Here is a 24686-nt window from a genome sequence, read left to right as displayed (position 1 = left end):
AGCGGTTCCACACGGTCTCCACAGCGCCCTGCTGCACTGTCGGGCATGGACATTGACGTCGTCGTCGTTGGCTGCGGGCCGGTCGGCGCGCTCACCGCCAACCTGCTCGGGGTCCGCGGCGTGCGGACCCTCGTCGTGGAACGCGGCACCGAACCACACGGACAGCCGCGGGCGTTCTCCTGCGACGACGAGGCGTTGCGGGTGTACCAGCAGGCGGGGCTGCGCGACGAGGTGGCCGCCGACATGTACCCGCCGCCGGTCGTCGAATACGTCAGCGGCAACGGCCGGCCGTTCGCGACGATCGCCCTCGACGAGATCGACTTCGGCCTCGGCAGCGAGCCGCTGCACTTCTTCGACCAGCCGTGGCTGGAGGCGTCGCTGCGTGGCGGGCTGGACCGGTTCCCGCACGTCGAGCTGCGCACCGGGGTGGAGCTGACCGGCCTGGACCAGGACGCCGACGGTGTCACCGTGCGGCTGCGCGACACCGCGACCGGCACCGGCAGCACGGTCCGGGCCCGGTACGTGCTGGGTTGCGACGGCGCCCGCAGCACCACCCGCGTGGCGGCGGGGATCGAGCTGAGCGGGACGTCCTACGCCGAGCCGTGGCTGGCGATCTCCGGCGACGTCGCGCCCGGCGGCGTCCGGCAGCCGCGGACAAGGTTCGTCTGCGACTGGCGCCGTCCCGCGTTCGTGTCACCCGGCGCGTTCGGCACGCACCGCCTCGAGTTCATGCTCCGCGCGAGCGAGACACCCGAGGAGATGACCCGGCCGGAAACCCTGGAACGGCTGGTCGCGCCGTACGTCGACCCCGCCCGCTTCACGGTCACCCGATCCGTCGTGTACACCTTCCACCACCTCGTCGCCCAACGGTGGCGGGCCGGGCGGGTGTTCCTCCTCGGCGACGCCGCGCACCAGATGCCGCCGTTCCTGGGCCAGGGCCTGTGCAGCGGGCTCCGCGACGCCGCCAACCTGACCTGGAAGCTGGCGCTGGCCATCGACGGGAGCGCCGGCGACGAGCTCCTCGACTCGTACGAGACCGAACGACGCCCGCACGCCGAGGAGATGGCGGTGACGAGCGTCCGCCTCGGCCGGGTGTTCCTGGTCCGCAACCGGGTCGCGGCGTTCGCGCGCGACACCATGCTGCGCGCGGTCCAGGCCGTCCCGCGGGTCCGCCGCTTCGTGCGGCACTTCGAGTTCAAACCCGCGCCCGTCCTGCGCAAGGGGATGCTCGACGGTGGTGCGCGCCGCGGCGCCGTCGGCACCATGTTTCCCCAGCCCCGCGTGTCGGCCGCCGGGGGAGCGGCACCGGCCCGGCTCGACGACCTGCTGGGGGCGGGGTTCGCGGTGCTCGGCCCGGCGGTGACCGCCGCGACCGCGGCCGGCTGGACGGGACCGCCGGCGGTCTTCGTCCGCGTCCTTCCGCCCGGCTCGGCCGCGGGCACGGACAGCGGGCCGGGCGTCGTGGAGGTCGTGGACGTCGATGGGGTGCTCACCGCCTGGTTCGCCCGGCACCGCGCCGAGGTGGCGGTGCTGCGCCCGGACCGGTTCGTCTACGCCACCACCACTGACGCGCCGGCGCCGCTCGCCGGCTGACCCCGGTCCGGGTCAGCCCCTGGTCGTCGTGTTCCGGGGCGGCGGGCCGTTGCGGCGGCCCGGCGGTGACGCCGCCGCGGCGAACTCAACTGTCAATCCGAATCCCCCATAACCGTGCCGGCGCCCAGACCCGGTGTTCGCGGTCCGCAAGGTCCGTGTCGGATCGCTTACAGACGGCGATGTCAGCCCGTCGCGTCGCCCGCTTCGGACAGTGCTGCCTTGACGGCCGTGACCAGTCCGTCGAGCTGGCCGCGGACGCGGGCGGCGGTGAGGTGGTCGAAGTAGTCGCGGGAGCTGACGATCTCGCCGTCGCGCACCCGCAGCACGAAGATGCCGGGCAGCGCGAACGGTTCGCCGGTCTCGGTGACCGTGCCCCGGTATTCGAACTCGGCGACGATGACCTCGGGATCGGTGGTCTCGTGGATGGTGATGCCGGCCGCCCGGCGGTCCAGGTGCGGGCCGGCGCCGGTGGGCCGGAAGTGCTCGCGGAGCTCGTCACGGCTGCGCAGCGCGGGCGCGCGCAGCGGGTCGAACGGGTGCACGACATGCGTCTGTTCCGCGTAGAGGCCGGGAAGCTCGTCCCAGCGACCCTCCGCGACGCCGTTCACGAGGGCGAGGAAGACCTCGCGTGGGCTCAAGGGCCGGTCCACAGGGATGCTCCCGTCTGCCACTACTATCCGGAGTGTCGACTCCGATTATATGGAGTCTGGACTTCGGATAACAAGCGGGACCGGGAGTGACGCGATGAGCCAGACGGGTGGGCGGGCGCGACGCGTCGACGCGCAGGCCAACCGCGGCCGCATCCTGGACGTCGCCGAGGACGTCTTCGGCAAGGGCGGCGCGACCGCGTCGACGGAGGAGGTGGCCCGCCTGGCCGGCGTCGGCATCGCCACCGTCTTCCGCCATTTCCCGACCAAGGCGGCGCTGCTGCAGGCCGTGCTCATCCGGCGGTTCGACCGCCTCCGCGAACAGGCTGAAGCCTTGCTCGACACAGCGGAGCCCGGCGCCGCGTTCTTCGGCTTCTTCCGCCACCTCGTCGCCGACGCCGCCACGAAGATCGCCATCGGCGACGCGCTGCTCGACGCCGGCGGTGACGACGACGGCGAGGCCGCGCGGGCGTCGGCCGGCCTGCGCCGCGCCGTCGGCGCCCTGCTCGACCGTGCGCAGCGGGCGGGCGAGGTCCGCGACGACGTCGAGCTGCCCGAGGTCTACGCGCTGCTGGTCGCCACGTCGCGGGCCGCCGCCCACCCGAACCTCGATGCGGAGGTGAGCGCCCGGGTGCTCGACATTGTCTTCGCCGGCCTCGCACCCATCCGCCCGGCAACCGGCGCCCGGTAGGCGCGCCGCCGCGGCGGTCGGGTTCGTGACGAGGGCGGGCGGGGGTGGCGCGGAGCCCCTACGCTCGGCGGAAAGGTTCAACGGTCCGACCGGAGAGGTGGTGGTTGCGATGCAGCCAGCCATGGCTGCGGGGCCGGAGCCCGTGGAGCCGGTGCGGGGGCGCGGCAGGAAGATCCTCCTTGTCGGGCTGCTCGTGCTGATAGCCACGGTCACCGCGCTGGTGGTCACGTTCGTCGTGTTCGTCGCGCCGGCGGCCGGTGCCGCCGGCGGTTGCGGCGGAGGCTGACCCGCACGCCGAGCGGGCCGGGGACGCCGCGACGTCCCCGGCCCAACACAAAGCCGTCCGACGCAAGACCGGACCGCCACGAACGGGACCGCCGGGAACGACGGTCATCTGCGAACATCGCGGGATGCGTCGATCTCCGCACCTCGTCATCATGGGCTGGGTCCTCACAACGGCGGTGATCGCCGGCCTGTCCCGCCTCTTCAACCGCTGACGGCGGCCTTGGCCGACGAGGGCGCCGGGCGGGACAGCAGAAACGGCAGGCGTTCGGTCAGGAACTGGCGCGGGAACGCGTCGCGCAGCCTCCACAGGCCCGCGTCGACCACGAAGTGCGCCATCAGCAGGCCGGTGTACGCGCCGAACACCGCCCGCGCCACCGTGCCGCCGGCGTGCAGGTGGGAGGCGGCGTTGAGGGCCAGCCCGCCGAGCAGCGCGACGTTGACGAGGACGGCGAGGCTCACCACCGGCCCGAGCCCCGGCCGCCGGGCGCCGGCGACCAGCCCGACGATCAGCAGGTACTGGTAGCCGTGCGCAATCGTGAGCCCGGCGACGGCGGCGTACGGCGAGTCGAACAGGAACACCGGGGCGAAGAAGAGCAGCGAGACGACGTACACCGCGACGAACTGGACCGGGCGCGCCGCGGGCGGACGCTCACGCAGTACCACCACACCTGCGGCGGCGGCGAGCACGAACGCGGCGCCGGCGACCGGGAACAGCCAGCCGGCCCGCAGGTCGATCGTCAGCTGCAGCAGGTCCGGCCGGACCAGCAGGCCCGCGACCCCCGCGCCGCCCGTGGCGACGATGGCGGCGCGTTCCCGCGGGCGGACCGAGCCCGCGCCGTGCGCGACGCCGGCGAGCGCGGCCATGCCGAGGTTCTGCTTCTGGAAGTGGAAGAACTGCCACGCGAAGAACGCCAGCAGCGGCCAGAGGAACAGCCGCTCGGGAAGCGCCGCGGCGAGCGCGGCCGTGCCCGCGACCAGGCCGAGGGGCGCCCACACGTAGCGCCCCTTGTGCTGGGCGGCGTGCCGGCGCACCTCGGGCACGCAGAAGAACCACCCGGTCGCCGCGACGTGCACCGACGACCCGACGAACAGCAGCCACTGCAAGGCCCGCCCGGGCGGCGCGTCACCGGCCGGGGCCAGCGCGACCGTCACCGCGACCGCGCCCACGGTCAGCGCGATCGTGCCCAGCAGCCACACCCGCCGCAGCGAACCCGTCACACCGGCGAGAGTAGCGATGCCGCGCACCCGCGGCGTCCCGCTGACAGCGGCCCGACACCGGGCCCGGCGGGCATGCTGCCGCTCCCCGGAGCCGGGCCGGTTGCCGCTGGTATTTTCGCCGGGTGACCGATCATGGTGTGGAACTGGCGACCCGCGCACTCGGTAAGGCCGTCGCGGCGACCAGGCAGTTCCGCCCCGGCCCGCCCGTCGACGGCGACGACCTGCCGGCGAGCCTGCGGTTCTGGCTGGCGCACGACACGGCGTTGTTCGACCACGACCACGAGTCCGAGCCGCGCCGGTCGCTCGGTGAGCTCGCCGAGGACGAGTTCGGGGAGCCGTGGGGCTCGCTGTTCGCGCCGCTGTCGGCCCGCTTCCCCTCCTGCATCGTGCTGCCCGGCGGCTCCGACTCGCGCCGGATCCTCGCGCTCGGCCACCCCGATGCCGCCGGTGAGTCGCCCGTCTTCGGTCTCGACGTCGACGACCTGCCGCACATCGGGCTCATGTACCCGGGTTTCGACGTCTACGTCGCCGCCACGGCGGGCCTGCTCGACAGCGGACCCGACGGATACGAGTGGCCGCTCACCGACCCCGTGTACGGCTCCCGGCTACGCCACCACGCCGACGCGTTCCTGGGTGGCGCGTCATCCCTGCAGTGGCCGTGGTGAGGCGGACGCCCGGAGCGACTGCGGTCTTGGCGGGCGCGGTGGCCGCCGCCGCCCGCGCCGGCACGCCGCGCAGGACGACACCCTGACCTGTGGCGGCGGGGCAGCCCCACCGGCGAGGTAGGGCAGGCCCTACCAGGGGTGAGCGGGACGGCCCCACCGCAGGTCAGCGGGCTCGCCGGATCGATACGGACCGGTGCGCTCAATAGCGTTCCTGGCATGGAATCCAGGGACAACGTGAAAGGCATCGCGGCACGGATCGCGGTGTGGAGCGCCCGCCACCGGGCGCTCGCCATCCTCGGCTGGCTGATGTTCGTCGTCGGCGTGACCGTGCTCAGCGGCCAGGTCGGCACGGTGCAGGCGACCGACAGCGACTTCGGCAACGGCGAGTCCGGCCGCGCCGACCGGATCGTCGAGCAGGCGGGCTTCCCCGCGCAGGGCGCCGGCGAGATGGTCATCATCACCTCGAAGACCTCCACAGTGGACAGTCCGGAGGTGCGGGCGGCGATCGCCGAGGTCACCAAGGCCGTGCAGGACACCGGCGCGACCGACCCGGTCGCGGCGCCGCTGAGGTCCGAGGACGGGAAGTCGGCGCTCATCACGTTCGCCGTGCGCGGCGACCCCGAGACCGCCAAGGACCGCATCCAGCCGGTCCTCGACGCCGTCGCGGGCGTCCAGCGCGCCCATCCTGAGCTGTACATTGCCGAGGCCGGCGACGCCAGCGGCGACAAGCTCATCGGCGACGAGCTCGACGAGGGCCTGAACCGGCTGTCGATGCTGTCGATCCCCGTCACCCTCGGCATCCTGCTGGTCGCGTTCGGTGCGATCGTGGCGGCGCTGCTGCCGGTCGGGCTCGCCGTCACCGCGGTCGTCGGCGCCGTCGGCCTGCTCGCCTTCGCCAGCCACCTGGCGCCGGCCGTCGACACCACCATGCACGTGATGCTGCTCGTCGGGCTCGCCGTCGGCGTCGACTACTGCCTGTTCTACATCCGCCGCGAACGCGACGAGCGCCGCAACGGCGCCGACGCGCACCGGGCCCTGGTCATCGCCGCGCAGACGTCCGGCCGGTCGATCTGGGTCTCCGGGCTCACCGTCATCGTCGCCATGGCCGGCATGTTCCTCACCCGGGACACCACGTTCGTCAGCTTCGCCATCGGCACCATCCTCGTCGTCGCGACCGCGGTGCTCGGGTCGCTGACCGTCCTGCCCGCCCTGCTGTCCGCCCTCGGTGACCGGGTCGACCTGGGTCGCATCCCCGGCCTGTACCGCAAGCGCGCCGGCGGCGGCCGCGTCTGGAGCGCATTCCTGCGCCTGGTCCTGAAGCGCCCGCTGATCTCCGCGGTCCTCGCCGTCGTGGCCCTCGGCGCGATCGCCGCGCCCGCCATGGACCTGCGCACCAAGGGAGAGGGCGTGGAGGACCTGTCCCCGAGCGCGCCGATCACCCAGGCGTTCCTGGCGATCCAGGCGGCGTTCCCCGGCGGCACCGGGCCGGCCGAGGTCGTCGTCAAGGCACCCGCCGTCAGCGGTCCCGCCTGGGACGGCGCGGTGGCGGAGTTCAAGCGGCAGGCCCTGGCCACCGGGCGGCTGCACGAGCCGGTCACCGTCGAGGTCAACCCGGCCGGAACGGTCGCTGTGATCAGCGTCGGGCTCTCCGGTACCGGCAGCGACCGCGCCTCCGAGGACGCCCTCGCGGCACTACGCGGCACCGTCATCCCCGCCACGCTGGGCACGGTCCCGGGCGCCTGGGTCGGGGTCACCGGCGACACGGCCGGGTCCAAGGACTTCAACGACCAGCTCGCCGACTCCATGCCGCTGGTCTTCGGGTTCGTGCTCGGCCTGGCGTTCCTGCTCCTGCTGGTGTCGTTCCGGTCGGTCGTCGTGGCCGTCACCGGCGTGGCGCTCAACCTGCTGTCGGTCGCCGCCGCATACGGGATGCTCGTCTTCGTCTTCCAGTACGGCCACTTCGAGTCGCTGCTGGACTTCCGCGCCGCCGACGGCATCACGAACTGGATGCCGCTGTTCCTGTTCGTGATCCTGTTCGGCCTGTCGATGGACTACCACGTCTTCGTGGTCAGCCGGATCCGGGAGGGCCACGACCGCGGGCTGCCGACCCGGCAGGCGGTCACCGAGGGCATCACCGCCACCGCCGGGGTCATCACCAGCGCGGCGGCGGTCATGGTGGCGGTGTTCGCGCTGTTCGCCACGCTCCCGCTGGTGTCGACCAAGGAGCTCGGCGTCGGGCTGGCCGCGGCCGTCCTGCTCGACGCGACGATCGTCCGTGCGGTGCTGCTGCCGGCGACCATGGCGCTGCTCGGCGAGCGGAACTGGTGGCTGCCCCGCTGGCTGAACTGGCTGCCGCAGGTCTCCCACGACGTGCCCGCCGCCGCACCGGCCGACCGGGACCTCGTCACGACCTGGCGCTGAACGAGGAACCCATGCCGCGCCGTCCACCCTGTGGGCGGCGCGGCATGGCCATAGGATCTTCCGCATGCTCCGTGCCCTGCGGCACCCCACCCGCCTGCTCCCGACGGCGTTCCTCGCGGCGCTGCTCGTCGGCACCGGCCTGCTCATGCTCCCCGCGGCCCGCGCCGCCGGGGAGCCGGCACCGCCGCTGGTGGCGCTGTTCACCGCCGCCTCGTCGGTGTTCATCACCGGCATGAGCACCGTCGATCCCGCGACCTACTGGTCCCCGGCCGGCCAGGGCATCATCCTCGGCCTCATCCAGGTCGGCGGGTTCGGCATCATGACCTTCGCGACCGTGCTGGGCCTGATGATGTCGCGCCGGCTCGCACTGCGCACGCGGCTCGTCGCGCAGGCCGAGACCCGGTCGCTGAACCTCGGCGAGGTGCGCGCGCTGCTGCTGCGGGTCCTCGCCATGATGGTCGGCTTCGAGCTCGTCGTCGCCGCCGTGCTGACCGTCCGGTTCCGCACCACCTATGACGACACGTTCGGCACGGCGCTGTGGCACGGCGTCTTCCACGCGGTCAGCGCCTTCAACAACGCCGGTTTTTCGCTGTACTCCGACAGCTTCATGGGCTTCGTCGGCGACCCGTGGATCTGCGGCACCGTCGCGGTCGCCGTGATCCTCGGCGGCCTCGGCTTCCCCGTCATGCTGGAGCTGTACCGGGAGTGGCGCAAGCCGCGGTACTGGTCGATCCACACCCGCCTCACCGTGTGGGGCTCGGCGATCCTGCTGCTCATCGGCATCGGCGGGGTCACCGCCTTCGAATGGTCCAACCCGGCCACGCTCGGCCCGCTCAACTGGCGCGAGACCCTGGTCGGCGGGATGTTCGGCGGCGTCGTTCCGCGCACCGCCGGGTTCAACAGCATCGACTACGCCGCGGCGCGGCCGGAGACGCTGGCCCTCACCAACGTGCTCATGTTCATCGGCGGCGGCAGCGCCGGCACCTCCGGCGGCATCAAGGTGACCACCTTCTTCCTCCTCGCGTTCGTCATCTGGGCGGAGGTCAGGGGGCAGGACGACGTGAACATCGGCCACCGTCGGGTACCGGCGCAGACCGTGCGGCAGGCGGTCACCGTCGCCCTGCTCGGCGTCGGCACCGTCGCCGCCGGCACCCTGGTCCTGCTGCTCGTCACCGAGCTGCCGTTCGACCGGGTCCTGTTCGAGGTGACCGCGGCGTTCTCCACCGCGGGCCTGTCCACCGGCATCACCGGGTCGCTGCCGGCCACCGGCCAGCTGACCCTCGTCGCGCTGATGTTCATCGGCAGGGTCGGTACGATCACGGTGGCCTCCGCGATCGCCCTGCGGCACCGGAAGCTGCGCTACCGGCTGCCCGAGGAGCGACCGATCATCGGGTGATTCCCTTGGAGGCTGCGATGAGCAAACGCGACACCGCCGACGGTGTGGTCGTGATCGGCCTCGGTCGCTTCGGCGGACAGGTCGCGGAGTCACTGACCGAGCTCGGCCACGAGGTGCTCGGCATCGACGAGGACGCCGAGATCGTGCAGAAGCTCTCCGACGTCCTCACCCACGTCGTGCAGGCCGACTCGACCGACGAGGAGGCGCTGCGCCAGATCGGGGTCGCCGAGTTCAGCCGCGCGGTCGTAGGCATCGGCACCGACATCGAGGCCAGCGTCCTGACCGTCCTGGCGCTCACCGAGCTCGGCGTCCAGGAGATCTGGGCCAAGGCGATCTCCGCCAAGCACGGCCGCATCCTGGAGCGCGTCGGCGCCCGGCATGTCGTCTTCCCCGAGTCCGACATGGGGGTGCGCGTCGCCCACCTCGTCACCGGGCAGCTGCTGGACTTCATCGAGCTCGACGACGGCTACGCGATCGCCAAGGTCTGCCCGCCCGACGACCTGATCGGCAAGACGCTGACCGAGCTCGGCCTGCGCTCCAAGCACGGCATCACCGTGGTCGCGGTCAAGCGGGCCGGCAAGGAGGCCGAGACGGCCCTGCCGGACACCGTCATCGAGCACGGCGACACCCTGATCGTGTCCGGGCCGACGAAGAAGGTCGAGCAGCTCGGCGAGCGGCAGGGCTTCCCCCGCTGACGGCTCGTCACCGCGGCCGGCGCGACGATATGTGACCCGTTCACCGGCGGTACAAACCGACGTCGCTCAATATTGAGGACGATCCGTAGACTCGCTGCATGTACGCGGATCACCGGGTCAGGATCTGGCGGACGCTGGTCCTGCTCGCCGCGCTGACCCCGTTTGTGCTGGTCCTGGCCCGCTCCGGCGTCCAGGTCGACGTGACGCACGCGCTGGCGCTGGGCGGCGCGGTCCTGATCGCCTGGCGCGCCGACGTGCTGTCCCGCGGCGGCACCATCGTGGTCGAGGACAGCTACATCCCGTGGATGATCCGCCGGTTCGCCGGCCTGCTGCTCGCCCTGGCGGTCGCGCCGACCCCGCTCGGCGGCTGGCTCGCCGGGCTGTGGCGCGACGTCCCGGCGCTGGCCGGGTGGACCGGCGCGGCGGTCTTCGCCGTGGTCGCCGTGCTGGGCTGGCTGTTCCGCCCCGGCGACCAGGTGGTCGGCAACGCTGGCGGCCCGTTCGGCGTGCTCGCCGACCTGGTGATCGGCCCGGTGTTCCTGGTGCGCTGGCTGCTGGGCAAGGGCCTGCTGCCGTTCCTGCTCGCCGCGGTCTGGCACCCCGACCGGCGGCTGCTGCTCGCGGTGCTGCCGATGCTGGCCCTGGAGGTGCTGCTCGCCATGCGGACCGCGGTCCTCGCCCCCCGCACCACGCTGCTGGGCCTGGTCTCCGGCCGCGACCCCCGCTACTGATCCGGCCGCAGAAACAGGACCCGGGACGGTGGGTCCCGGGTCCTGCGACGTGTGGTGCGGTCGGGTCAGATGAGCCAGCGGTGGCGCTGGACGAAGGGCAGCTTCGCCCACCGGCGGCCCAGGCCCCAGGTGTGCCCGGCGTAGGCCGCGGCGAGGACGGCCAGCACCACCGCGTAGATCAGGTGGTAGTCGGTCAGCGGGTTGGTGGAGCCGCTCGCGGCACCGGTCGCGGTGTGCTGCGCCAGCGGGAACTCGGCAAGCCACATCATGGCCATGATGAGCGCGCCCGACGCCGCCGCGATCCGCAGGCCGACCCCGGCGAGCAGGGCCAGGCCGACGCCGAGCATGCCGAGCATGAACAGCCAGTTCGCCCACCAGGTGCCGGCCATCGCGTGGAACATGGACTGCAACGGGCCGACGTCGACGGAGCTGAGGAAGCCCTTCGTGGGTGAGCCGCCGTTGATCCACGCCTTCGCCGACGGGGTCGAGTACCCGAGCCCGAAGGTCTTGTCGAGGAACGCCCACAGGAACACGAAGCCGGTCGCGTAGCGCAGCACGGCGAGGCCCTTGGCCGCGGACCGGGTGAGCATCGCGCCGGGTGCCTCGACACGTTCGAGGTGGCTGACGGGTGTGTGGTGGACGGGTGCGGCGCTCATGATGGCCTCCAGTCGATTTTCCTTGACGACCTCAGTGTTGCCGGGGTGGGCGGTGGTACGCCGGTGCCGAAACTCCCGAGTCCGGTGGGCCGAAGGACCCCCGTTCGCGACGGTCGGGGTGCGAACTTGCTCAACCCGGGCCCGCGCGGGCCGATGGGGTCATCGGGGTGGGGCGCGACGCCGGTGAGCTGGCCGAGAGGGGTTTCGGTGAACCCGGAGACGTCCCTGTCCGAGGACGACCTGCGTGGCATCGTGTGGCAGGTGTGGACGGCGTATCTGCACTGCACGCCGGAGGTCGAGGACAGCGCGGAGCCGATGCCCGACACGGCGGACGTCACCGCGAGCGTCGGCGTCGCCGGCGCGTGGAACGGGCTGGCGGTGATCCGCTGCGGGCTGCCGGCGGCGGGCGAGATCGCCGGTGCGATGCTCGACATCGACCCGGCGAACGCGAACCCGGACGACTGCACCGACGCGCTCGGCGAACTGGTCAACATCCTCGCGGGCAACGTCAAGAGCCTGCTGCCGAAGCCGAGCCACCTGTCCCTGCCCCAGGTGGTCCTGGGCCGGGCCAAGGTCGTGTGGCCGGGCACGACGCCGCTGCACACGCTGCGGGCGACCATCAACGCCGAACCGACGATCCTCGGCGTCCTGCGCGGTGACCCCAAGCCGACGTGAGCCACTGGTCACCGCCGCACGGGACTTTCGTCCCTGCCGGTGGCCCCGGCGCCGGGGGACCGTGGTGGTATCAGCCGCCGGGTTCCCCAGGAGTCGTCATGACCGCCACCGGAACGTGGGATCAGGGCACGTTCGCCGCCGCCGTCGGTGCCGCGGTGTGGGCGCCGTCGATCCACAACAGCCAGCCGTGGCGGTTCCGCCGGACCACGCGCGGCATCGACGTGCTGGTCGACCCGGGCCGGGTGCTGCCGGTCTGCGACCCGGAGGGCCGCGCGGCGCGCGTGTCGTGCGGCGCCGCCGCCGCCAACCTCGCCCTGGCCCTCGCGGTCGCCGGCGCGCCCGCCACCTGCACGGTGGGTAGGTGCGGCGCCGTGGTGCACCTCGCCCCGGACGTCGCCAGGGCGGCCACCCCGCTGGAGCGGCGCCTGCACCGGCAGATCCCGCGCCGGCACACCAACCGGGCGCCGTTCGCCGAGACCCGCGTCGACCCCGGTGTCGTGGCCCAGCTGGCCCGGGCGGTCGCGGACGAGGGCGGCTGGCTGGATTTCGTCGAGGACGGGCCGGAGCTCGACGCGCTCGCGGCCCTGACCCGCCAGGCCTACGTCCACCTTCGCGCCGACGCGGGCTACGTGGCCGAACTGCGCGCCTGGAGCGAGACGGCGGACGTGGACGTCGAGGGCGTCGGGCGGCAGGCGGCCGGCACCGCCCCGCATCCGGCGGAACTGATGCCCCGCCGCGACTTCGGCGGCCCGGAGCGCGCCGCCACCCGGGACCCCACCCGGAGCCCGGTCGTCGCGGTCTACGGCGTGCACGGCGAGCCCGCCGCCGACGAGGTGCGCGCCGGCATCGTGCTGCAGCGCCTGCTGCTGCTCGCCGCCGACCACGGCCTGGCGGTGGCCATGTACTCCCAGCCGATCGAGGTGCCCGCCGTGCGCGAACGGCTGCGGCTCGCCCTGCACCGCGTCCACGACCCGCAGCTCGTCCTGCGCTTCGGATACGCCCCGACGACCTGCTACACGAACCGGCGCCCGGTCGCCGACGTCATCGACGACGCAGACGCCGGCTGATCCGGTCGCGGCGCCGGCGTCGCGGGGTCAGAGTGGCACGTGCCAGGTGACCCGGGTGCCGCGGACGGCGGCCTCGACCGTGCATTCGCCGCGCAGGTCGGTGGCCCGGGCCAGCATGTTCGGCAGCCCGTGGCCGGTCGGGGCGGCGGCGCCGGTGGCTGCCGCGATGCCGCGCCCGTCGTCCTCGACGGTCAGTGACAGCCGGCCGCGCGCGATGGCGACGGTGACGTCCACGGCGCGGGCGTGCGCGTGCTTGGCGACGTTGCTCAATGCCTCGCGCAGGACCGCGAGCAGCGCGGTGCGCTGGGCGTCGGACACCGCGGTGTCGACGGGGCCGTCGATGCGTAGCCCGGGCCGGAAGCCGAGCGCGTCGCGGGCCTCGTCGACGAGGTCACGGATCTCGGTGCGGAAGCTGTGCTGTGCCGGGCCGCGCAGCTCGAAGATGGCGCCGCGGATGTCGCGGATGGTGGTGTCGAGGTCGTTGACCACCCGTTCGATGCGGAGCTGCACGTCGGGCTGCCCGGACAGCCGGGTGGCGCCCTGCAGCTGCATCCCGGCGGCGAACAGCCGTTGGATGACGACGTCGTGCAGGTCGCGGGCGATGCGTTCGCGGTCGCCGACGACGGCGAGCATCTCCCGTTCGTCCTGGGCGCGGGCGCGTTCCAGGGCGAGGGCCGCCTGTCCGGCGAACGTCTCCACCATCGCCAGTTCGAGACCTTCGGCGATGGGGACGCTCTCCTTGCGGTAGGCGACGACGAGGGAGCCGAGGGCGACGCCGCCGACGGCGAGGGGGACCAGCAGCGCCGTGCCGGTCGACAGCGGCACCGGCCAGGACGCCGCCGTGCCGAGGTCGGTGACCACCGACAGCTGCTGGCGGCTGAGCACCTCGGTGAACTCGCTGCCGTCCACGGCGATGGACCAGCCGGCGGCGTCGTCGGGCCCGCCGACGGCCACCTCGACGGTGAGGCGGTCACCGTCGGTGAGCAGCACCATCGCCAGGTCCGCGCCGGCGACGTCGCGGGCGCGGGTGGCGACGAGGTCCAGGGCCTCGGTCCGGCGGACCTCGCCGAGCAGCACCGAGGTGATCTCGGCGGCTGCCATCAGCCAGCGTTGCCGCCGTTCGGCCTGCGCGTACAGGCGGGCGTTGTCGATTGCGGTGCCCGCCGCGACGGACAGGGCGGCGACGAGGTTCTCGTCGTCCTGGGTGAACTGCTCGCCGCCGCGCTTCTCGGCCAGGTACAGGTTGCCGAACACCTGGTCGCGGATGCGGATCGGCACGCCGAGGAAGCTGTGCATCGGCGGGTGGTTGGGCGGGAACCCGTACGCGCGGGGGTGCTGGGTGATGTCCTCGAGGCGGATCGGCCACGGCTCCTCGATCAGCAGCCCCAGCACGCCGTGGCCCCGGGGCAGGTCGCCGATCCTGGCCCGCTCCTGCTCGGTCACGCCGTGGTTGATGAACTCGACCAGCATGCGGTCCGGGCCGATCACGCCGAGTGCTCCGTAGCGCGCGTCGGCGAGTTGGCAGGCGGCCCGCACGATGCGTTCGAGGGTGCTGTGCAGGTCGAGGTCGGAGCCGATCCCGACGACCGCGTCGAGCAGCGCCCGGAGCCGTTCGCGGCTGGTCATGACCTCGCCGACGCGGGTGAGGAGCTCCTGCAGCAGCGCGTCGAGGTCGACCCGGGACAGCGACGGCAGCGGCAGCGCCGGCTGCCACCGGGCCTGATCGCCGGTCAGATCGCCGGTCACACCGAGGTCCAGTCCGGGTACTTGGCGGCCCGCCCGTCGCCGGAGGATCGGCCCCGCAGCCGGCGAGTCACCCACGGCAGGACGTGCTCGCGGTAGTAGCGCGCCTCGGCCCGCACGCTGCGCGCCCGCAGGGCGGCCGGCAGCCGGTGCGCGTCCGCGGGCCGCCCCAGCGCGGTCAGCACCAGACCGGACACGCGCAGATGCCCGGCGGTGTTGAGGTGCAGCCGGTCCGCGGACCAGTACCCGGGCCGGCGCAGCTCCTGGTCACCGAAGCAGTCCACGAACAGCACGTCGTGGCGGCCGGTCAGGTCCCGGACCGCCTCGGTCAGCGTGGCGGCGCGCCGGCGCAGCACGTGGCCGAGCGGGAGGTGGTCGGACGGGTCCGCGCCGCTGAGCACCATCAGGCGTACCCCTTCGGCCGCGCACCGCACGATCGCGCCCTCGATGAGCGCCACCAGGCGGTCCAGGTCGGCGCCGCGGCGCATCATGTCGTTGCCGCCGCCGTTGAGCGAGATCAGGGTCGGCGCCGGCGACATGGCCAGGGCGGTGTCGAGCTGGGTGGTGACGATCGGCTGGAGCAGGCGGCCGCGGACGGCGAGGTTGGCGTAGTGCACCGGCTCGGCGCCGTCGCCGGCCAGGGCGGCCGCGACGAGGTCGGCCCAGCCGCGTGGCGTGCCGTCGGGCCGCTCATCGCCCATGCCTTCGGTGAAGCTGTCGCCGATTGCCACGTACCGCATTTCCCCGCCTTTCGCTTTCGGAACGCGCATCACGCTACGCGAGCCCCGGAGGTGGCATGAGCGCGGCGCGGCCTGGTGTGTCACCGCCCGTGCGGGCTGACCCCCGCCAGGGTCAGGTCGAGGAGCCGGGTCGCCTCGGCCGCGGGGTCCGGATGGTGCTCCGTGGCGAGGGCGATGCCGGTGATGAGCGTGAGCACGTCGGTGACGGTGACGCCGGGGGTCAGCGCGCCGGCGTCCGCGGCGCGGCGCACCAGCGGCTGCCCCGCCTCGGTGAGCTGCGCCGTGGCGCAGTGCTCGTGGACAGCGGCGGGGTCCTCGGTCAGGTCGCGGTTCAGGGCGATGGCCAGCCCCCGGATGGTCGCGGCGGACGCGGTGACGGCGCTCAGCCACGCCAGCAGCGCGGCCCGGGGGTCGGGCCGGCCTTCCAGCTCCTGGGCGTGCGCGCACAGGGCACCGACCCGTTCGCGGAAGACCGCCTCGAGGAGCGCGTGGCGGCTGGGGAAGTGCCGGCGCACGGTGGCCGAGCCGACGCCCGCGGTGCGCGCGATCTGCTCCAGGGACGCGTCCGCGCCGTGCGCGGCGACCTCCTGCTCGGCCACGGCGAGCAGGCGCGCGTAGTTGCGGCGGGCGTCGGCGCGCATGTCGGTCACCTCAACGGTTTGCTAAGTGGCGGGGTCCTCCGTATCGTAGCGAAGCAGAAACGGCGGGCCCCGCCGTTTTGTTGACCGCGCCGCCAGAAGGAGCCCCATGTCCACCGATCCGGCACCCGTCCTCGTCACCGGCGCCACCGGGCAGCAGGGCGGCGCCACCGCCCGTGCCCTGCTCGCGGCGGGAATCCCCGTCCGGGCGCTGGTCCGCGACCCGGCCACCGACCGGGCGAAGGCCGTCGAAGCGCTCGGCGCCGAACTGGTGACCGGCGACCTGCACGACCGTGACTCGCTGACCAGGGCCGCCCAGGAAGTCCGCGCCGTCTTCTCGGTGCAGATGCCCGCCATGCGGGACGGCGCCATCGACTTCGACGGCGAGCTCGCCCAGGCCGTCAACCTGATCGAGGCCGCGGTGGCCGCGGGCGTGCCGCAATTCGTGCACACATCCGTCTCCGGCGCCGGGCAGCACACCGGGACCGCCGGCTGGGCCGAAGGCCGCTGGGCGGCCCTGGAGCCGTACTACACCACCAAGGCCGGCATCCAGGACCGGGTCCGCGAGGCGGGCTTCACCCACTGGACGCTCATCAAGCCGGGCTGGTTCATGGAGAACTTCCTGCCGGCCGCCGCGTACCTGTTCCCCCGCGGCGTCGAGGGCGGCCTGGTGACGGTCCTGCGGCCGCAGACCCGGCTCTCCCTGGTCGCGGTCGACGACATCGGCCGGGCCGCCGCCGCGGCCGTCGCCGAACCCGGCCGGTTCCACCGGGTCGAACTGGAACTGGCGAGCGACCACCTGACGATGACGGAGATCGCCGAGGTGCTCTCCCGCGCGCTGGGCACCGAGCTGACCGCGCCCGACCTGACCGAGGAGGAGGCGGTCGCCGCGGGGATGCCGGTGTGGGCCGGCGTCTCGCACGAGCGCATCAACGTCGCCGGGCAACCCGCCCGCCCGCAGTACGCGACGGCGCTCGGCATCCCGCTCACGTCCTTCGAGGCATGGGCGGACAAGTATCTCCGGGCTCAGGTCACCAGCCCGCTGCGGTAGGCGTAGACCACCGCCTGCACGCGGTCGCGCAGGTCGAGCTTGGTGAGGATGCGCGACACGTAGGTCTTGACGGTCTCCTGGCTGAGCACCAGCGCCGCCGCGATCTCGTGGTTGGACAGCCCGTCGGCGATGAGTCGCAGCACCTCCAGCTCCCGCGGGGTGAGCGCGGCGTCCCGCCCGCCCTCCGGAGGGCGGATCCGGGCCGCGTACCTGCCCACCAGCTGCCGGGTCACCTCCGGCGCCAGCAGCGCGGCGCCGGTCGCCACGGTGCGGATGCCGTCCAGCAGCTGCGCCGGTGGGGCATCCTTGAGCAGGAATCCGCTCGCCCCCGCGCGCAGCGCCTCGTACACGTACTCGTCCAGGTTGAACGTCGTCACCACGAGGACCTTGACCGGGTGGGCGACGCCGGCGCCGGCCAGCAGGCGGGTCGCCTCGATGCCGTCGAGCACCGGCATGCGCACGTCCATCACCACCACGTCCGGACGCAGCCGGCCGGCGAGGTCGACCGCGGCCCGCCCGTCGCCGCACTCGGCCACCACCTCGAGGTCGGGCTGGGCGTCGATGATCGTCGTGAAACCGGTGCGGATGAGCGCCTGGTCGTCGCAGACCAGGACCCGCAGCGGCGCGGTCACGACGGGCCGCCGGTGGGGATGCGGGCCCGCACGACGAAGCCGCCGTCGGCCCGCCGGTCGGCGCTGAACTCGCCGCCGAGCACGCCGACCCGCTCGCGCAGCCCGGCGAGGCCCCGCCCGCTCCCGCCAGGAGCCGCCGGGTTCGACCCCGGACCGTCGGTGCTGACCTGCACTGTGGTCTCCGTTCCGCCGTGGTGTACGTGGACCGTGGTCCGGCTGCCGTGGGCGTGCTTGAGGGCGTTCGTCAGCGCCTCCTGCACCACCCGGTAGGCGGCGACCTCGGCGCTGCCCGTCAGCTGCGCGGGTCTGCCGTCCTCGGTGAACTCGACCGGCTGCCCCGCCTGCCGGGCCTGCGCCACGAGGGCGTGGACCTCACCGACCGCCGGCGTCCGCGGCTCGGCGCCGTGGTCGGGGTTGAGCAGGTCGAGCAGGTGCCGCAGGTCCGTGATGGCCCGCCGCCCGGTGTCGGTGATCGCGGTCAGGGTCTGGTCGAGGCGTTCGGGGGCGGCGGTCAGGTACCGCGCCGCCTCCGCCTGCACCACCATCGCCGTCACGTGGTGCGTCACGATGTCGTGCAGCTCGCTGGCGATGCGGGTGCGTTCGGCGGCGCGGGTGGTCTCGGCGACGTGGCGGCGGTGCTCCGCCTCGGTGGCCCGCGACGTCCGCAGCCACGCGCCGATGCCCCACGCGAGCGCCAGTGCCAGGTAGAACGTGACGAAACCGGCCGGGCCCTCGGGCGACCCGTGCCGGTCGAGCGCGACGGCCAGCGGCACGTACGCGACGGAGACCACGACCAGGGTGGTCCGCCGGTACCGCTCCAGGTGCGCCGCCGCGCTCAGCAGCGCGATGGGCAGCGCCGTCCCGGCGACCGTGTGGTAGCCGCGGAGCTGGTCAATGGCGAAGCCGAGCGACACCAGGGCGAGGCAGGCGGCCGGCCACCGGCGGCGCCCGGCCAGCGGCAGGCACTCCAGGGCGATCACCACGGCGGCCAGGGCGTCCATGGGGCGGGCCGGCAGGTCGCCGAGCTGCGTCCCGCGGTTGTCGAGCGCCGGCACCAGCGACGCGACGGCGAGCAGCAGCGCGACCGGCAGGTCCCGGACCGTGACGTCGAACCGCCGCCACAAGTCCGGGAAACGGCGCACGTCGATCACGGGACGAGCGTAGTTGCCGGATCGGCGGGGGTGGCGCGCCGGCGGCGGGGCACCACCTGGCCGCGCCGCCGGGCCAGCCACATGAACCCGGCCGTCAGCACCACCCCGCCCAGCAGCGCCGACAGGCTCCCCTCCGGCCCGAACCCGCCGCCGCTGACCGCGGCCGAGCCGGACATCACACCGTCCAGCAGCCCTTCCGGGGCGCTCTTGCCGGACACGTCGGTGCCGAACACGCCGCCGGCGGCGAAGTTCCAGCCGAAGTGCACGCCGATCGGCATCCACAGGTTCCGGGTGGCGGCGTACACGGCGGCGAGCAACGCGCCGGCCTCCACCGCGACGGCGAGCGCGCTCCACAGCGTGGCGTTCGGGTTGGGCAGGTGCGCCAGGCCGAACAGCGCGGCGGTCAGCACCAGCGCGCCCCACGTGCCGAGGCGCTCCTCGACGATCCGGAAGAGGATGCCGCGGAAGATCAGCTCCTCCGTCACGGCGGCGGCGGCCATGAACCCGAACAGCGCCACCGCGCCCGCGGCCGAGCCCCAGCCGGCGACGCGGTACCCGCCGAGCAGGGCGATGCTCGCGATGACCGTGGCGAACATCGCCACGCCGATCAGTGTCCCGCGGCCCAACGCCGGCGCGGCGCCCTTCACGGCCACCTCGACCGGCGCGCGATGTTCGGTGCGCCGCACCACCCACGCGTACGCGAGCAGCGCCAGCACCGCCGTCGCGACGCCGAGGATCAGGGTGAGCGGCACGTTCCACGAGGCCGCGCCGACGCACACACTGCCGGCGAGCGCGACCGCCGCGACCGCCCCGAGCTGCTTCAGCAGTCGCATGACCACTCCTTCGCGAGATCCCGCGACCGGAGTGCCGCGGGCTGTGTCGAACGCTATGGATTCGACGCCCGCGAATCGTCACCGCACAGTGGACATTCCCGGGTAGCTCTCACGGGGGACGGCGCTCAACGCACCGGGTCCGGACGCAGCAGCCAGCAGACCTCGGTCCACACCTCGGCGGGGTCGTCGTGGTGCGGGCCGTAGACCTCCCACCGGGGACCCGCCGGCTGCCGTGCGTGCGCGGCGCACCAGTCGGCGACGGCCTGATGCGCGGCGCCCAGCCCCGCATACGAGCCGCGGTGCACGGTCGTCGCGACCGGCCCGGCGGGCAGCGCGGAGGCGGTCACCCGGCCGGTGAGCCGGCACGGCACGTCCAGGGCGACGCCGACCTCGACGTTCGGCACGTCGTCGCGGTACAGCATCACGTTGCGGCAGCCACGGCTGATGCCGCCCGCGCGCAGGCAGTCCCACACCTCGTCCAGCAGGCCCGGCCACAGCGCCGGGAACGCCTGCCACGTGGTCGTCGCCGCGATCGTCGCCGTCGGCCGCGCGGCCACCTCGCTCACCGTCACCTGATGCGTCATCGGATCACGGTACGTGCCGGTCGGGCGCGGCGATCCGGGGACTACAGCTCGGCGCCGGCCCGCCCCGGGTCGATGAGGATCTTGACGTGGGTGTCGGGCCGGGCGAGCGTGCCGAACGCGGCCGGCACACCGTCGAGGCCGACTGTACCGGTGATCAGCGGCCCGGGGCGGACCTTGCCGCCGGCGATCAGGTGCAGGGTGTCGCGGAACTCCAGCGGGGTGTAGCCGACCACGAACCGCAGGTCGAGCTCTTTGTTGACGGCCATGACCGGGCGGATCGTGTCGGGCACCATGCACACGCTGACCACGACGATGCGGGAGTACAGCGGCACGCCGGCGATGACCTGGTCGAGGATTCCCGGTACGCCGACACACTCGAAGACCACGGGGCGCTTCGGCCGGATGCCCAGGGCGTCGGCGGCCCGCCACACGTGCTGCCATGGCACGGGCAGGCCGCGCAGCCGCTCGACGGTGCCGACGCCGAGTTCGACCGCGGCGGGCACCGTCGGCACGTGCCCGCGGTCGCCGGCCGCGGTGTAGGGCGAGGCGCCGGCCGGGTCGACGACGACGTCGGCGCCGCAGGCGCGGGCGAGGGCCCGCCGGGCGGGGGACGGGTCGCCGGCCACGACGGTGCGCACGCCGCGGGCCTTGAGCATGCTGACGACGGCGAGCCCGACCGGTCCGCAGCCGATGACGATCGCGACGTCGCCCTTGCTGACCTCGGCGCGGCGCACGGCGTGCCAGCCGATCGCCATCGGTTCGGTCAGCGCCGCGGTCGCCGCGGGCAGCCCGTTCGGCACCGCGAGCATCAGCGACTCCTGCACCACGACCTGCTCGGCGTAGGCGCCGGGGGCGGCGGCCGAGATGCCGATGGCGTCCAGTCCGTTGCCGGTCCGCAGCAGCGGCAGCGCCACCACGGTCGTGCCGGTCGGCACGGATCGCCGGCAGCCGGGGCCGTACTCCGCGACGGTGCCGCAGAACTCGTGGCCGAGGACGACCCGTTGGGTGGAGCGCATCGCGCCGTGATAGCCGACCTCGGCCAGGGCGTCGGCCTGCACGTCGGCGTGCTGCCGGGCGTGCAGGTCGGAGCCGCAGATGCCGCACGCCACCACGTCGAGCAGCACCTGACCGGGGTCCGGCCGGCGGTCCGGGACGTCGGCGACCCCGAGCGTGCCCTCGTGGCAGACGACCGCTCTCACCGGCCGGTCGCAGGGCTGGGCAGCAGGCTGTCGTCGAACGCGGGCAGCGGGGTGATCAGCGGGTCGAGCAGGTCGCCGGCCTGCCGGGCGGTGAGCACGTCGGCGGGGTCGAGCTTGAAGTGCTGCCGGACCGTCGGGTCGAACTCCCAGACGTCCTCGCCGAGCAGGCGGCAGCGGTCGTCGTACGGCCAGATCATCGCGATGGCGGACCGCGTCAGGTACATCGCGCCCGCGTCGGCGTCCACGCCTTCGGCGGCGAGTTCGGCGCCCCGGGTCTGCTGGTAGCTGATGCCGCGGCCGACGACCATGTGATCGCCGACGGCGACGATCTCGTCGGTGACGTAGAAGACGCTCTGGTCGGTGTCGGTCCAGTGCCGGTACAGGGCGGCGACCTGGTCGCGGCCGTCCAGGACGAAGCTGGGCCGGCCGGCCAGGCTGAACCGGTAGACCGGATGCTCGACGGTGAGCTCCGGGTCGAGGATCTCCTGCCAGCGGCCGGCGGATTCGAGGTACCGGTGCCGCAGGTAGACCTGCAGCAGATACCGGTGCCGGGGATTGTCGGTCGTCGCCAGGACGTGCTCCACGGCGCGGTTCTGCTCGGTGATGTCCAGCGTCAGGCCGCCGATCTGCACCATCGTGTCGTACTCCTTTGTCCGCAAGGGAGGTGTCAGCCGGCCAGCATGGTGTCGCGGTCGGTGTTGACGTATCGGGTGGCGAGGAGCATGCCGGCGGCGGCGACGGTGAACGCCATCGGAACGGCGATCATCATGGCGCGCTGCAGGCCCTGCGCGGTGGCGTCGGCGGCGCCGGTCGCGCCGGCGGCGAGCGCGTCGGAGAGGATGCCGACGACGATCGGGCCGCCGGCGCCGCCGAGCAGGTAGCCGATCGCGGACATGAGCCCGATCGCCCCGGAGCGTTGCGCGGGCCGGATGACGTCGGCGACGGCGGGAACCGCCGCGGCCAGGTAGATGATGCCGAGCAGGTAGCTCAGGCTGAGGAACAGCACCAGCTGCCACAGCGTGCCGCGGCCGGCGCTGAGGCCGGCGAAGGCGAACACGGCGGCGCCGGCCAGGCAGGCCGCGGCCACGGCGACCCGGGCCGCGGTCGAGCGTTTCGCGGCGCGGTCGAGCACGCGGCCGCCGGCGAGCAGGCCGATCAGCCCGGTGACGCCGATGACGACGCCGCCGACCGCGCCCGCGTCGACCAGGTCGAGGCCGTAGTAGCGCTGCAGGACCGGGGTGAGGAACGTGCCGATCGCGTACGCGGCGAAGTTGTACCCGGCGAAGGCGAGGATCAGGCCGTACATGGAGCGGATCCGCAGCACCTTCAGCAGCGGACCCTTGCGCGCCACCGGTGCCGCCGCGGCGGGGTCTGCGGCGGCGGGGTCCGTGGCGGCTGGGTCAGGCTCGGCGGCGCCGCGCTGCGGTTCGCGGATGCGTAGGACGAGCACGGCGACGACGAATCCCGGCACGGCGGCGACGAGGAACGGCGCCCGCCAGGTGTCGAAGGCTTCGGCGAGCCCGCCGGCGGTGAGGAAGGCCAGCAGCGTGCCGATCGGGAAGCCGAGCATGAACAGCGCGTTGGCCCGGGACCGGCGCTCGGCCGGATACAGGTCGGCCAGCAGCGAGCCGGTGGCCGGCGCGTAGCTGGACTCGCCGACGCCGACGCCGACGCGCGAGGCGAGGAAGCCCCAGAAGTTGGTCAGCAGGCCGCCGGCGGCCGTGAACGCGCTCCAGCCGAGCAGTCCCCAGCCCGCCACGGTCCGGCGGGGGATGCGGTCGGCGAGGCGGCCGAGCGGCACGCCGGCGAGCGCGGCGACGACGACGAACGCCGACGCGAGGATACCGACCTGCGTGTCGTCGAGACCGTAGTCGTTCTTGATCGGTTCGAGCACGACCGCGGGGAGTGCCCGGTCGTAGAAGTTCAGCAGGTTGCCCAGAAAGAGCAGCCCGAGCACGTAGCGCGCGGACGAGCGGGACGGTCGGACGTCGACCGCTGGATCCTCAAGGGAACGAGACATCGTGGGCATCCCTTCGCCGCGCTGGCGGCCACAGCAACCTCACCACGAGGACGGGGTGGAAGCAGTATGGGAGCGGACCGGGACCCGTGACAAGTATCTGGAACGTTCACGTTTCAGAAGTGAGGATTCCAGTGCGGCGGCGCGATGTCGATGCCGGGAATTTGGTCCATCTGTTGATGTCGGCGTCAGAAGTGGCACAGGTCGACATCAATACGGTACGTTGGCGTTCCGCATCTGGTCCGAGCGGCTGCAGTGCGCGACGATGGTGCGTCAGATGGTCTCGACCGCGTCCAGGAGATCCGGCGGGCGTGGTCAGCCGCGCGCCGGCAGCCGTCGGGTGGAGCCGCGCGGGATCAGCCGGGTCGGCAGGATGACCCATCGCGGCGGGCCGGTGTAGCCGTCCAGGCGTTCGAGGAGCAGCCGGGCGGTCTGCCGGCCCATGTTCTCCGGCTCGTGGGCGATGACGGTGACGTCGAGGATGTCACCGAGGTCGAGCTCGTCGAACCCGATGAGGGCCGGCGGGCACGGGTGTCCCCGCAGGACGCGCAGGGCACCGGTGGTGATCCGGTTGTTGGTGGTGAAGATGGCCGTCGGTGGCGGGTCGCGGTCGAGCAGGTCGGTCACCGCTCGCTGCGCCGCGGCCACGTCATGCGCGTCTTCGAGCAGATAGTCACGCCAGTCGGCGATGCCGGCGTCGCGCAGCGTCGCGCCGAACGAGGTGATGCGTTCCTGATGCGTGCGCAGCCGGGAGAAGTCGCCCACGATGCCGATGCGGGTGTGCCCGTGCTCGAGGAGGTGGGTCGCCGCCTGCCGCGCGCCGCCGTCGTTGTCGAGCAGGACGGCGTCCGCGGCCAGGCCGGTGGGTGGCCGGTCGACGAAGACGAACGGGATCCCGTGGCGGTGCTCGGCGGCGAGGTGGCGGTGCCCGGGCAGCGTGGAGACGATGACCAGGGCCCGGACGCGGCGCTCCAGCAGGGCCCCGGTGAGCCGCTCCTCGGACTGCGGGTCCTCGTCGGTGTTGACGGTGACGAGTTGCAGGCCGTGCAGCCGCACCTCGCGCTCCAGGCCGCTGGCAAGTTTCGAGTAGAACGGGTTGCCGAGATCGCCGCCGACCAGGCCGACCAGCGTCGAGGTGTTGCCGCTGCGGCGAAGCTCGCGAGCCATGCCGTTGAGCCGGTAGCCCAGCCGGTCCGCGGCCTGCTGCACGCGCCGGCGGGTGTCGTGGGCGACGTAGCCTTCGCCGTTCAGCGCCCGCGACGCGGTCTTGACCGACACGCCTGCCAGTGCGGCGACTTCCACCAGACCGGGACGTCCGGGCCGGGTGGGCCCGAGCTCGTCCTCCGTCATGGCGCAGA

At 73.4% G+C, this 24686-nt stretch carries 25 protein-coding genes; 11 read left to right on the top strand and 14 right to left on the bottom strand.

Features of this window, described 5'->3' with window-relative positions; translation table 11 throughout:
- The first annotated feature begins 45 nt into the window (after positions 1–45).
- Positions 46–1593: a bifunctional 3-(3-hydroxy-phenyl)propionate/3-hydroxycinnamic acid hydroxylase gene (locus AB0K00_RS13630; RefSeq protein ID WP_363519904.1), complete on the top strand. Its 1548-nt coding sequence runs from the start codon at positions 46–48 to the stop codon at positions 1591–1593.
- A gap of 182 nt (positions 1594–1775) precedes the next feature.
- Here the strand turns inward: AB0K00_RS13630 and AB0K00_RS13625 are convergent, their stop codons facing one another.
- Complete coding sequence (locus AB0K00_RS13625) at positions 1776–2231, bottom strand: nuclear transport factor 2 family protein (RefSeq protein WP_363519901.1); 456 nt, start codon at positions 2229–2231, stop codon at positions 1776–1778.
- 106 nt (positions 2232–2337) lie between these two features.
- Between AB0K00_RS13625 and AB0K00_RS13620 the strand changes: the two genes are divergently transcribed.
- Positions 2338–2931, top strand: a complete 594-nt coding sequence (locus AB0K00_RS13620; protein WP_363519898.1) for a helix-turn-helix domain-containing protein — start codon at positions 2338–2340, stop codon at positions 2929–2931.
- Between the two features lie 121 nt (positions 2932–3052).
- Positions 3053–3217 carry a hypothetical protein gene (locus AB0K00_RS13615; protein ID WP_363519895.1) on the top strand — a complete coding sequence of 55 codons (165 nt, stop codon included), beginning with the start codon at positions 3053–3055 and terminating at the stop codon, positions 3215–3217.
- 200 nt (positions 3218–3417) lie between these two features.
- Here the strand turns inward: AB0K00_RS13615 and AB0K00_RS13610 are convergent, their stop codons facing one another.
- The gene (locus tag AB0K00_RS13610; RefSeq protein WP_363519892.1) at positions 3418–4434 is read right to left on the bottom strand and encodes a hypothetical protein; all 1017 of its coding nucleotides are present in this window, start codon (positions 4432–4434) and stop codon (positions 3418–3420) included.
- 122 nt (positions 4435–4556) lie between these two features.
- Between AB0K00_RS13610 and AB0K00_RS13605 the strand changes: the two genes are divergently transcribed.
- The 5 genes from AB0K00_RS13605 to AB0K00_RS13585 all read left to right on the top strand — a co-directional run bounded on the left by AB0K00_RS13605 (position 4557) and on the right by AB0K00_RS13585 (position 10342).
- Positions 4557–5099: a hypothetical protein gene (locus AB0K00_RS13605; protein ID WP_363519889.1), complete on the top strand. Its 543-nt coding sequence runs from the start codon at positions 4557–4559 to the stop codon at positions 5097–5099.
- Between the two features lie 216 nt (positions 5100–5315).
- Positions 5316–7520 carry an MMPL family transporter gene (locus AB0K00_RS13600; protein WP_363519886.1) on the top strand — a complete coding sequence of 735 codons (2205 nt, stop codon included), beginning with the start codon at positions 5316–5318 and terminating at the stop codon, positions 7518–7520.
- A gap of 64 nt (positions 7521–7584) precedes the next feature.
- Complete coding sequence (locus tag AB0K00_RS13595) at positions 7585–8916, top strand: potassium transporter TrkG (RefSeq protein WP_363519883.1); 1332 nt, start codon at positions 7585–7587, stop codon at positions 8914–8916.
- 17 nt (positions 8917–8933) lie between these two features.
- Positions 8934–9611 (top strand): TrkA family potassium uptake protein, encoded by a 678-nt coding sequence (locus tag AB0K00_RS13590; protein WP_363519880.1) that lies wholly within the window; start codon positions 8934–8936, stop codon positions 9609–9611.
- A 98-nt stretch (positions 9612–9709) separates the two neighbouring features.
- Positions 9710–10342, top strand: a complete 633-nt coding sequence (locus AB0K00_RS13585; RefSeq protein WP_363519878.1) for a hypothetical protein — start codon at positions 9710–9712, stop codon at positions 10340–10342.
- Positions 10343–10407: 65 nt separating this feature from the next.
- Here AB0K00_RS13585 and AB0K00_RS13580 read toward each other — a convergent pair whose 3' ends face one another.
- Positions 10408–10998 carry a hypothetical protein gene (locus tag AB0K00_RS13580; RefSeq protein ID WP_363519875.1) on the bottom strand — a complete coding sequence of 197 codons (591 nt, stop codon included), beginning with the start codon at positions 10996–10998 and terminating at the stop codon, positions 10408–10410.
- 207 nt (positions 10999–11205) lie between these two features.
- On the opposite strand from AB0K00_RS13580, the gene AB0K00_RS13575 reads away from it, so the two are divergent.
- Together AB0K00_RS13575 and AB0K00_RS13570 are read left to right on the top strand one after the other, a co-directional pair.
- Positions 11206–11673 (top strand): chemotaxis protein CheX, encoded by a 468-nt coding sequence (locus tag AB0K00_RS13575; RefSeq protein WP_363519872.1) that lies wholly within the window; start codon positions 11206–11208, stop codon positions 11671–11673.
- A gap of 98 nt (positions 11674–11771) precedes the next feature.
- Positions 11772–12740: a nitroreductase gene (locus AB0K00_RS13570; protein ID WP_363519869.1), complete on the top strand. Its 969-nt coding sequence runs from the start codon at positions 11772–11774 to the stop codon at positions 12738–12740.
- A gap of 27 nt (positions 12741–12767) precedes the next feature.
- Here the strand turns inward: AB0K00_RS13570 and AB0K00_RS13565 are convergent, their stop codons facing one another.
- The 3 genes from AB0K00_RS13565 to AB0K00_RS13555 all read right to left on the bottom strand — a co-directional run bounded on the left by AB0K00_RS13565 (position 12768) and on the right by AB0K00_RS13555 (position 15864).
- Positions 12768–14435, bottom strand: coding sequence for a GAF domain-containing protein (locus AB0K00_RS13565; RefSeq protein WP_363520370.1), 1668 nt, complete (start codon positions 14433–14435; stop codon positions 12768–12770).
- Between the two features lie 47 nt (positions 14436–14482).
- A complete protein-coding gene (locus tag AB0K00_RS13560; RefSeq protein ID WP_363519868.1) occupies positions 14483–15223 on the bottom strand; it encodes an SGNH/GDSL hydrolase family protein in 741 nt (246 codons plus the stop codon).
- A gap of 80 nt (positions 15224–15303) precedes the next feature.
- On the bottom strand, positions 15304–15864 hold the full coding sequence (locus tag AB0K00_RS13555) for a TetR/AcrR family transcriptional regulator (RefSeq protein ID WP_363519865.1): 561 nt from the start codon (positions 15862–15864) through the stop codon (positions 15304–15306).
- A gap of 106 nt (positions 15865–15970) precedes the next feature.
- Here AB0K00_RS13555 and AB0K00_RS13550 point away from each other — a divergent pair, with 106 nt between their 5' ends.
- Positions 15971–16912 (top strand): NmrA family NAD(P)-binding protein, encoded by a 942-nt coding sequence (locus AB0K00_RS13550; protein ID WP_363519862.1) that lies wholly within the window; start codon positions 15971–15973, stop codon positions 16910–16912.
- On the opposite strand, the gene AB0K00_RS13545 is transcribed toward AB0K00_RS13550, so the two are convergent.
- The 8 genes from AB0K00_RS13545 to AB0K00_RS13510 all read right to left on the bottom strand — a co-directional run bounded on the left by AB0K00_RS13545 (position 16888) and on the right by AB0K00_RS13510 (position 24678).
- On the bottom strand, positions 16888–17544 hold the full coding sequence (locus tag AB0K00_RS13545; protein WP_363519859.1) for a response regulator transcription factor: 657 nt from the start codon (positions 17542–17544) through the stop codon (positions 16888–16890). The two genes, AB0K00_RS13550 and AB0K00_RS13545, sit on opposite strands and share 25 nt — an antisense overlap.
- Positions 17541–18695, bottom strand: coding sequence for a histidine kinase (locus tag AB0K00_RS13540; RefSeq protein WP_363519856.1), 1155 nt, complete (start codon positions 18693–18695; stop codon positions 17541–17543). The genes AB0K00_RS13545 and AB0K00_RS13540 overlap by 4 nt, the downstream gene beginning before the upstream one ends.
- Positions 18692–19528 (bottom strand): CPBP family intramembrane glutamic endopeptidase, encoded by an 837-nt coding sequence (locus AB0K00_RS13535; protein ID WP_363519854.1) that lies wholly within the window; start codon positions 19526–19528, stop codon positions 18692–18694. The genes AB0K00_RS13540 and AB0K00_RS13535 overlap by 4 nt, the downstream gene beginning before the upstream one ends.
- Before the next feature lie 125 nt (positions 19529–19653).
- Positions 19654–20112, bottom strand: coding sequence for a GyrI-like domain-containing protein (locus AB0K00_RS13530; RefSeq protein ID WP_363519852.1), 459 nt, complete (start codon positions 20110–20112; stop codon positions 19654–19656).
- 41 nt (positions 20113–20153) lie between these two features.
- The gene (locus AB0K00_RS13525) at positions 20154–21311 is read right to left on the bottom strand and encodes a zinc-binding dehydrogenase (RefSeq protein WP_363519849.1); all 1158 of its coding nucleotides are present in this window, start codon (positions 21309–21311) and stop codon (positions 20154–20156) included.
- Positions 21308–21946 carry a hypothetical protein gene (locus AB0K00_RS13520; protein ID WP_363519847.1) on the bottom strand — a complete coding sequence of 213 codons (639 nt, stop codon included), beginning with the start codon at positions 21944–21946 and terminating at the stop codon, positions 21308–21310. Before AB0K00_RS13520 ends, AB0K00_RS13525 begins: the two co-directional genes overlap by 4 nt.
- Positions 21947–21978: 32 nt before the next feature.
- Positions 21979–23331 carry an MFS transporter gene (locus AB0K00_RS13515; protein ID WP_363519844.1) on the bottom strand — a complete coding sequence of 451 codons (1353 nt, stop codon included), beginning with the start codon at positions 23329–23331 and terminating at the stop codon, positions 21979–21981.
- Between the two features lie 312 nt (positions 23332–23643).
- On the bottom strand, positions 23644–24678 hold the full coding sequence (locus tag AB0K00_RS13510) for a LacI family DNA-binding transcriptional regulator (RefSeq protein ID WP_363519841.1): 1035 nt from the start codon (positions 24676–24678) through the stop codon (positions 23644–23646).
- Positions 24679–24686 lie beyond the last annotated feature (8 nt).

Origin of the sequence: Dactylosporangium sp. NPDC049525, from assembly GCF_040676755.1 — a bacterium.
In the GTDB taxonomy this organism is placed as follows: domain Bacteria; phylum Actinomycetota; class Actinomycetes; order Mycobacteriales; family Micromonosporaceae; genus Dactylosporangium.
The sequence above is the reverse complement of the archived record's forward strand: the minus strand, read 5'-3'. Positions and strand labels throughout refer to the sequence as shown.

Bases quoted from the DNA above. Each gene is read 5' to 3' on its own strand.
- AB0K00_RS13580 (WP_363519875.1), bottom strand. From the start codon at position 10,998: ATGAGCGCCGCACCCGTCCACCACACACCCGTCAGCCACCTCGAACGT.
- AB0K00_RS13595 (WP_363519883.1), top strand. From the start codon at position 7,585: ATGCTCCGTGCCCTGCGGCACCCCACCCGCCTGCTCCCGACGGCGTTC.
- AB0K00_RS13585 (WP_363519878.1), top strand. From the start codon at position 9,710: ATGTACGCGGATCACCGGGTCAGGATCTGGCGGACGCTGGTCCTGCTC.
- AB0K00_RS13615 (WP_363519895.1), top strand. From the start codon at position 3,053: ATGGCTGCGGGGCCGGAGCCCGTGGAGCCGGTGCGGGGGCGCGGCAGG.
- AB0K00_RS13515 (WP_363519844.1), bottom strand. From the start codon at position 23,331: ATGTCTCGTTCCCTTGAGGATCCAGCGGTCGACGTCCGACCGTCCCGC.
- AB0K00_RS13570 (WP_363519869.1), top strand. From the start codon at position 11,772: ATGACCGCCACCGGAACGTGGGATCAGGGCACGTTCGCCGCCGCCGTC.
- AB0K00_RS13510 (WP_363519841.1), bottom strand. From the start codon at position 24,678: ATGACGGAGGACGAGCTCGGGCCCACCCGGCCCGGACGTCCCGGTCTG.
- AB0K00_RS13555 (WP_363519865.1), bottom strand. From the start codon at position 15,864: ATGCGCGCCGACGCCCGCCGCAACTACGCGCGCCTGCTCGCCGTGGCC.
- AB0K00_RS13560 (WP_363519868.1), bottom strand. From the start codon at position 15,223: ATGCGGTACGTGGCAATCGGCGACAGCTTCACCGAAGGCATGGGCGAT.
- AB0K00_RS13630 (WP_363519904.1), top strand. From the start codon at position 46: ATGGACATTGACGTCGTCGTCGTTGGCTGCGGGCCGGTCGGCGCGCTC.
- AB0K00_RS13600 (WP_363519886.1), top strand. From the start codon at position 5,316: ATGGAATCCAGGGACAACGTGAAAGGCATCGCGGCACGGATCGCGGTG.
- AB0K00_RS13620 (WP_363519898.1), top strand. From the start codon at position 2,338: ATGAGCCAGACGGGTGGGCGGGCGCGACGCGTCGACGCGCAGGCCAAC.
- AB0K00_RS13520 (WP_363519847.1), bottom strand. From the start codon at position 21,946: ATGGTGCAGATCGGCGGCCTGACGCTGGACATCACCGAGCAGAACCGC.
- AB0K00_RS13535 (WP_363519854.1), bottom strand. From the start codon at position 19,528: ATGCGACTGCTGAAGCAGCTCGGGGCGGTCGCGGCGGTCGCGCTCGCC.
- AB0K00_RS13590 (WP_363519880.1), top strand. From the start codon at position 8,934: ATGAGCAAACGCGACACCGCCGACGGTGTGGTCGTGATCGGCCTCGGT.
- AB0K00_RS13550 (WP_363519862.1), top strand. From the start codon at position 15,971: ATGTCCACCGATCCGGCACCCGTCCTCGTCACCGGCGCCACCGGGCAG.
- AB0K00_RS13530 (WP_363519852.1), bottom strand. From the start codon at position 20,112: ATGACGCATCAGGTGACGGTGAGCGAGGTGGCCGCGCGGCCGACGGCG.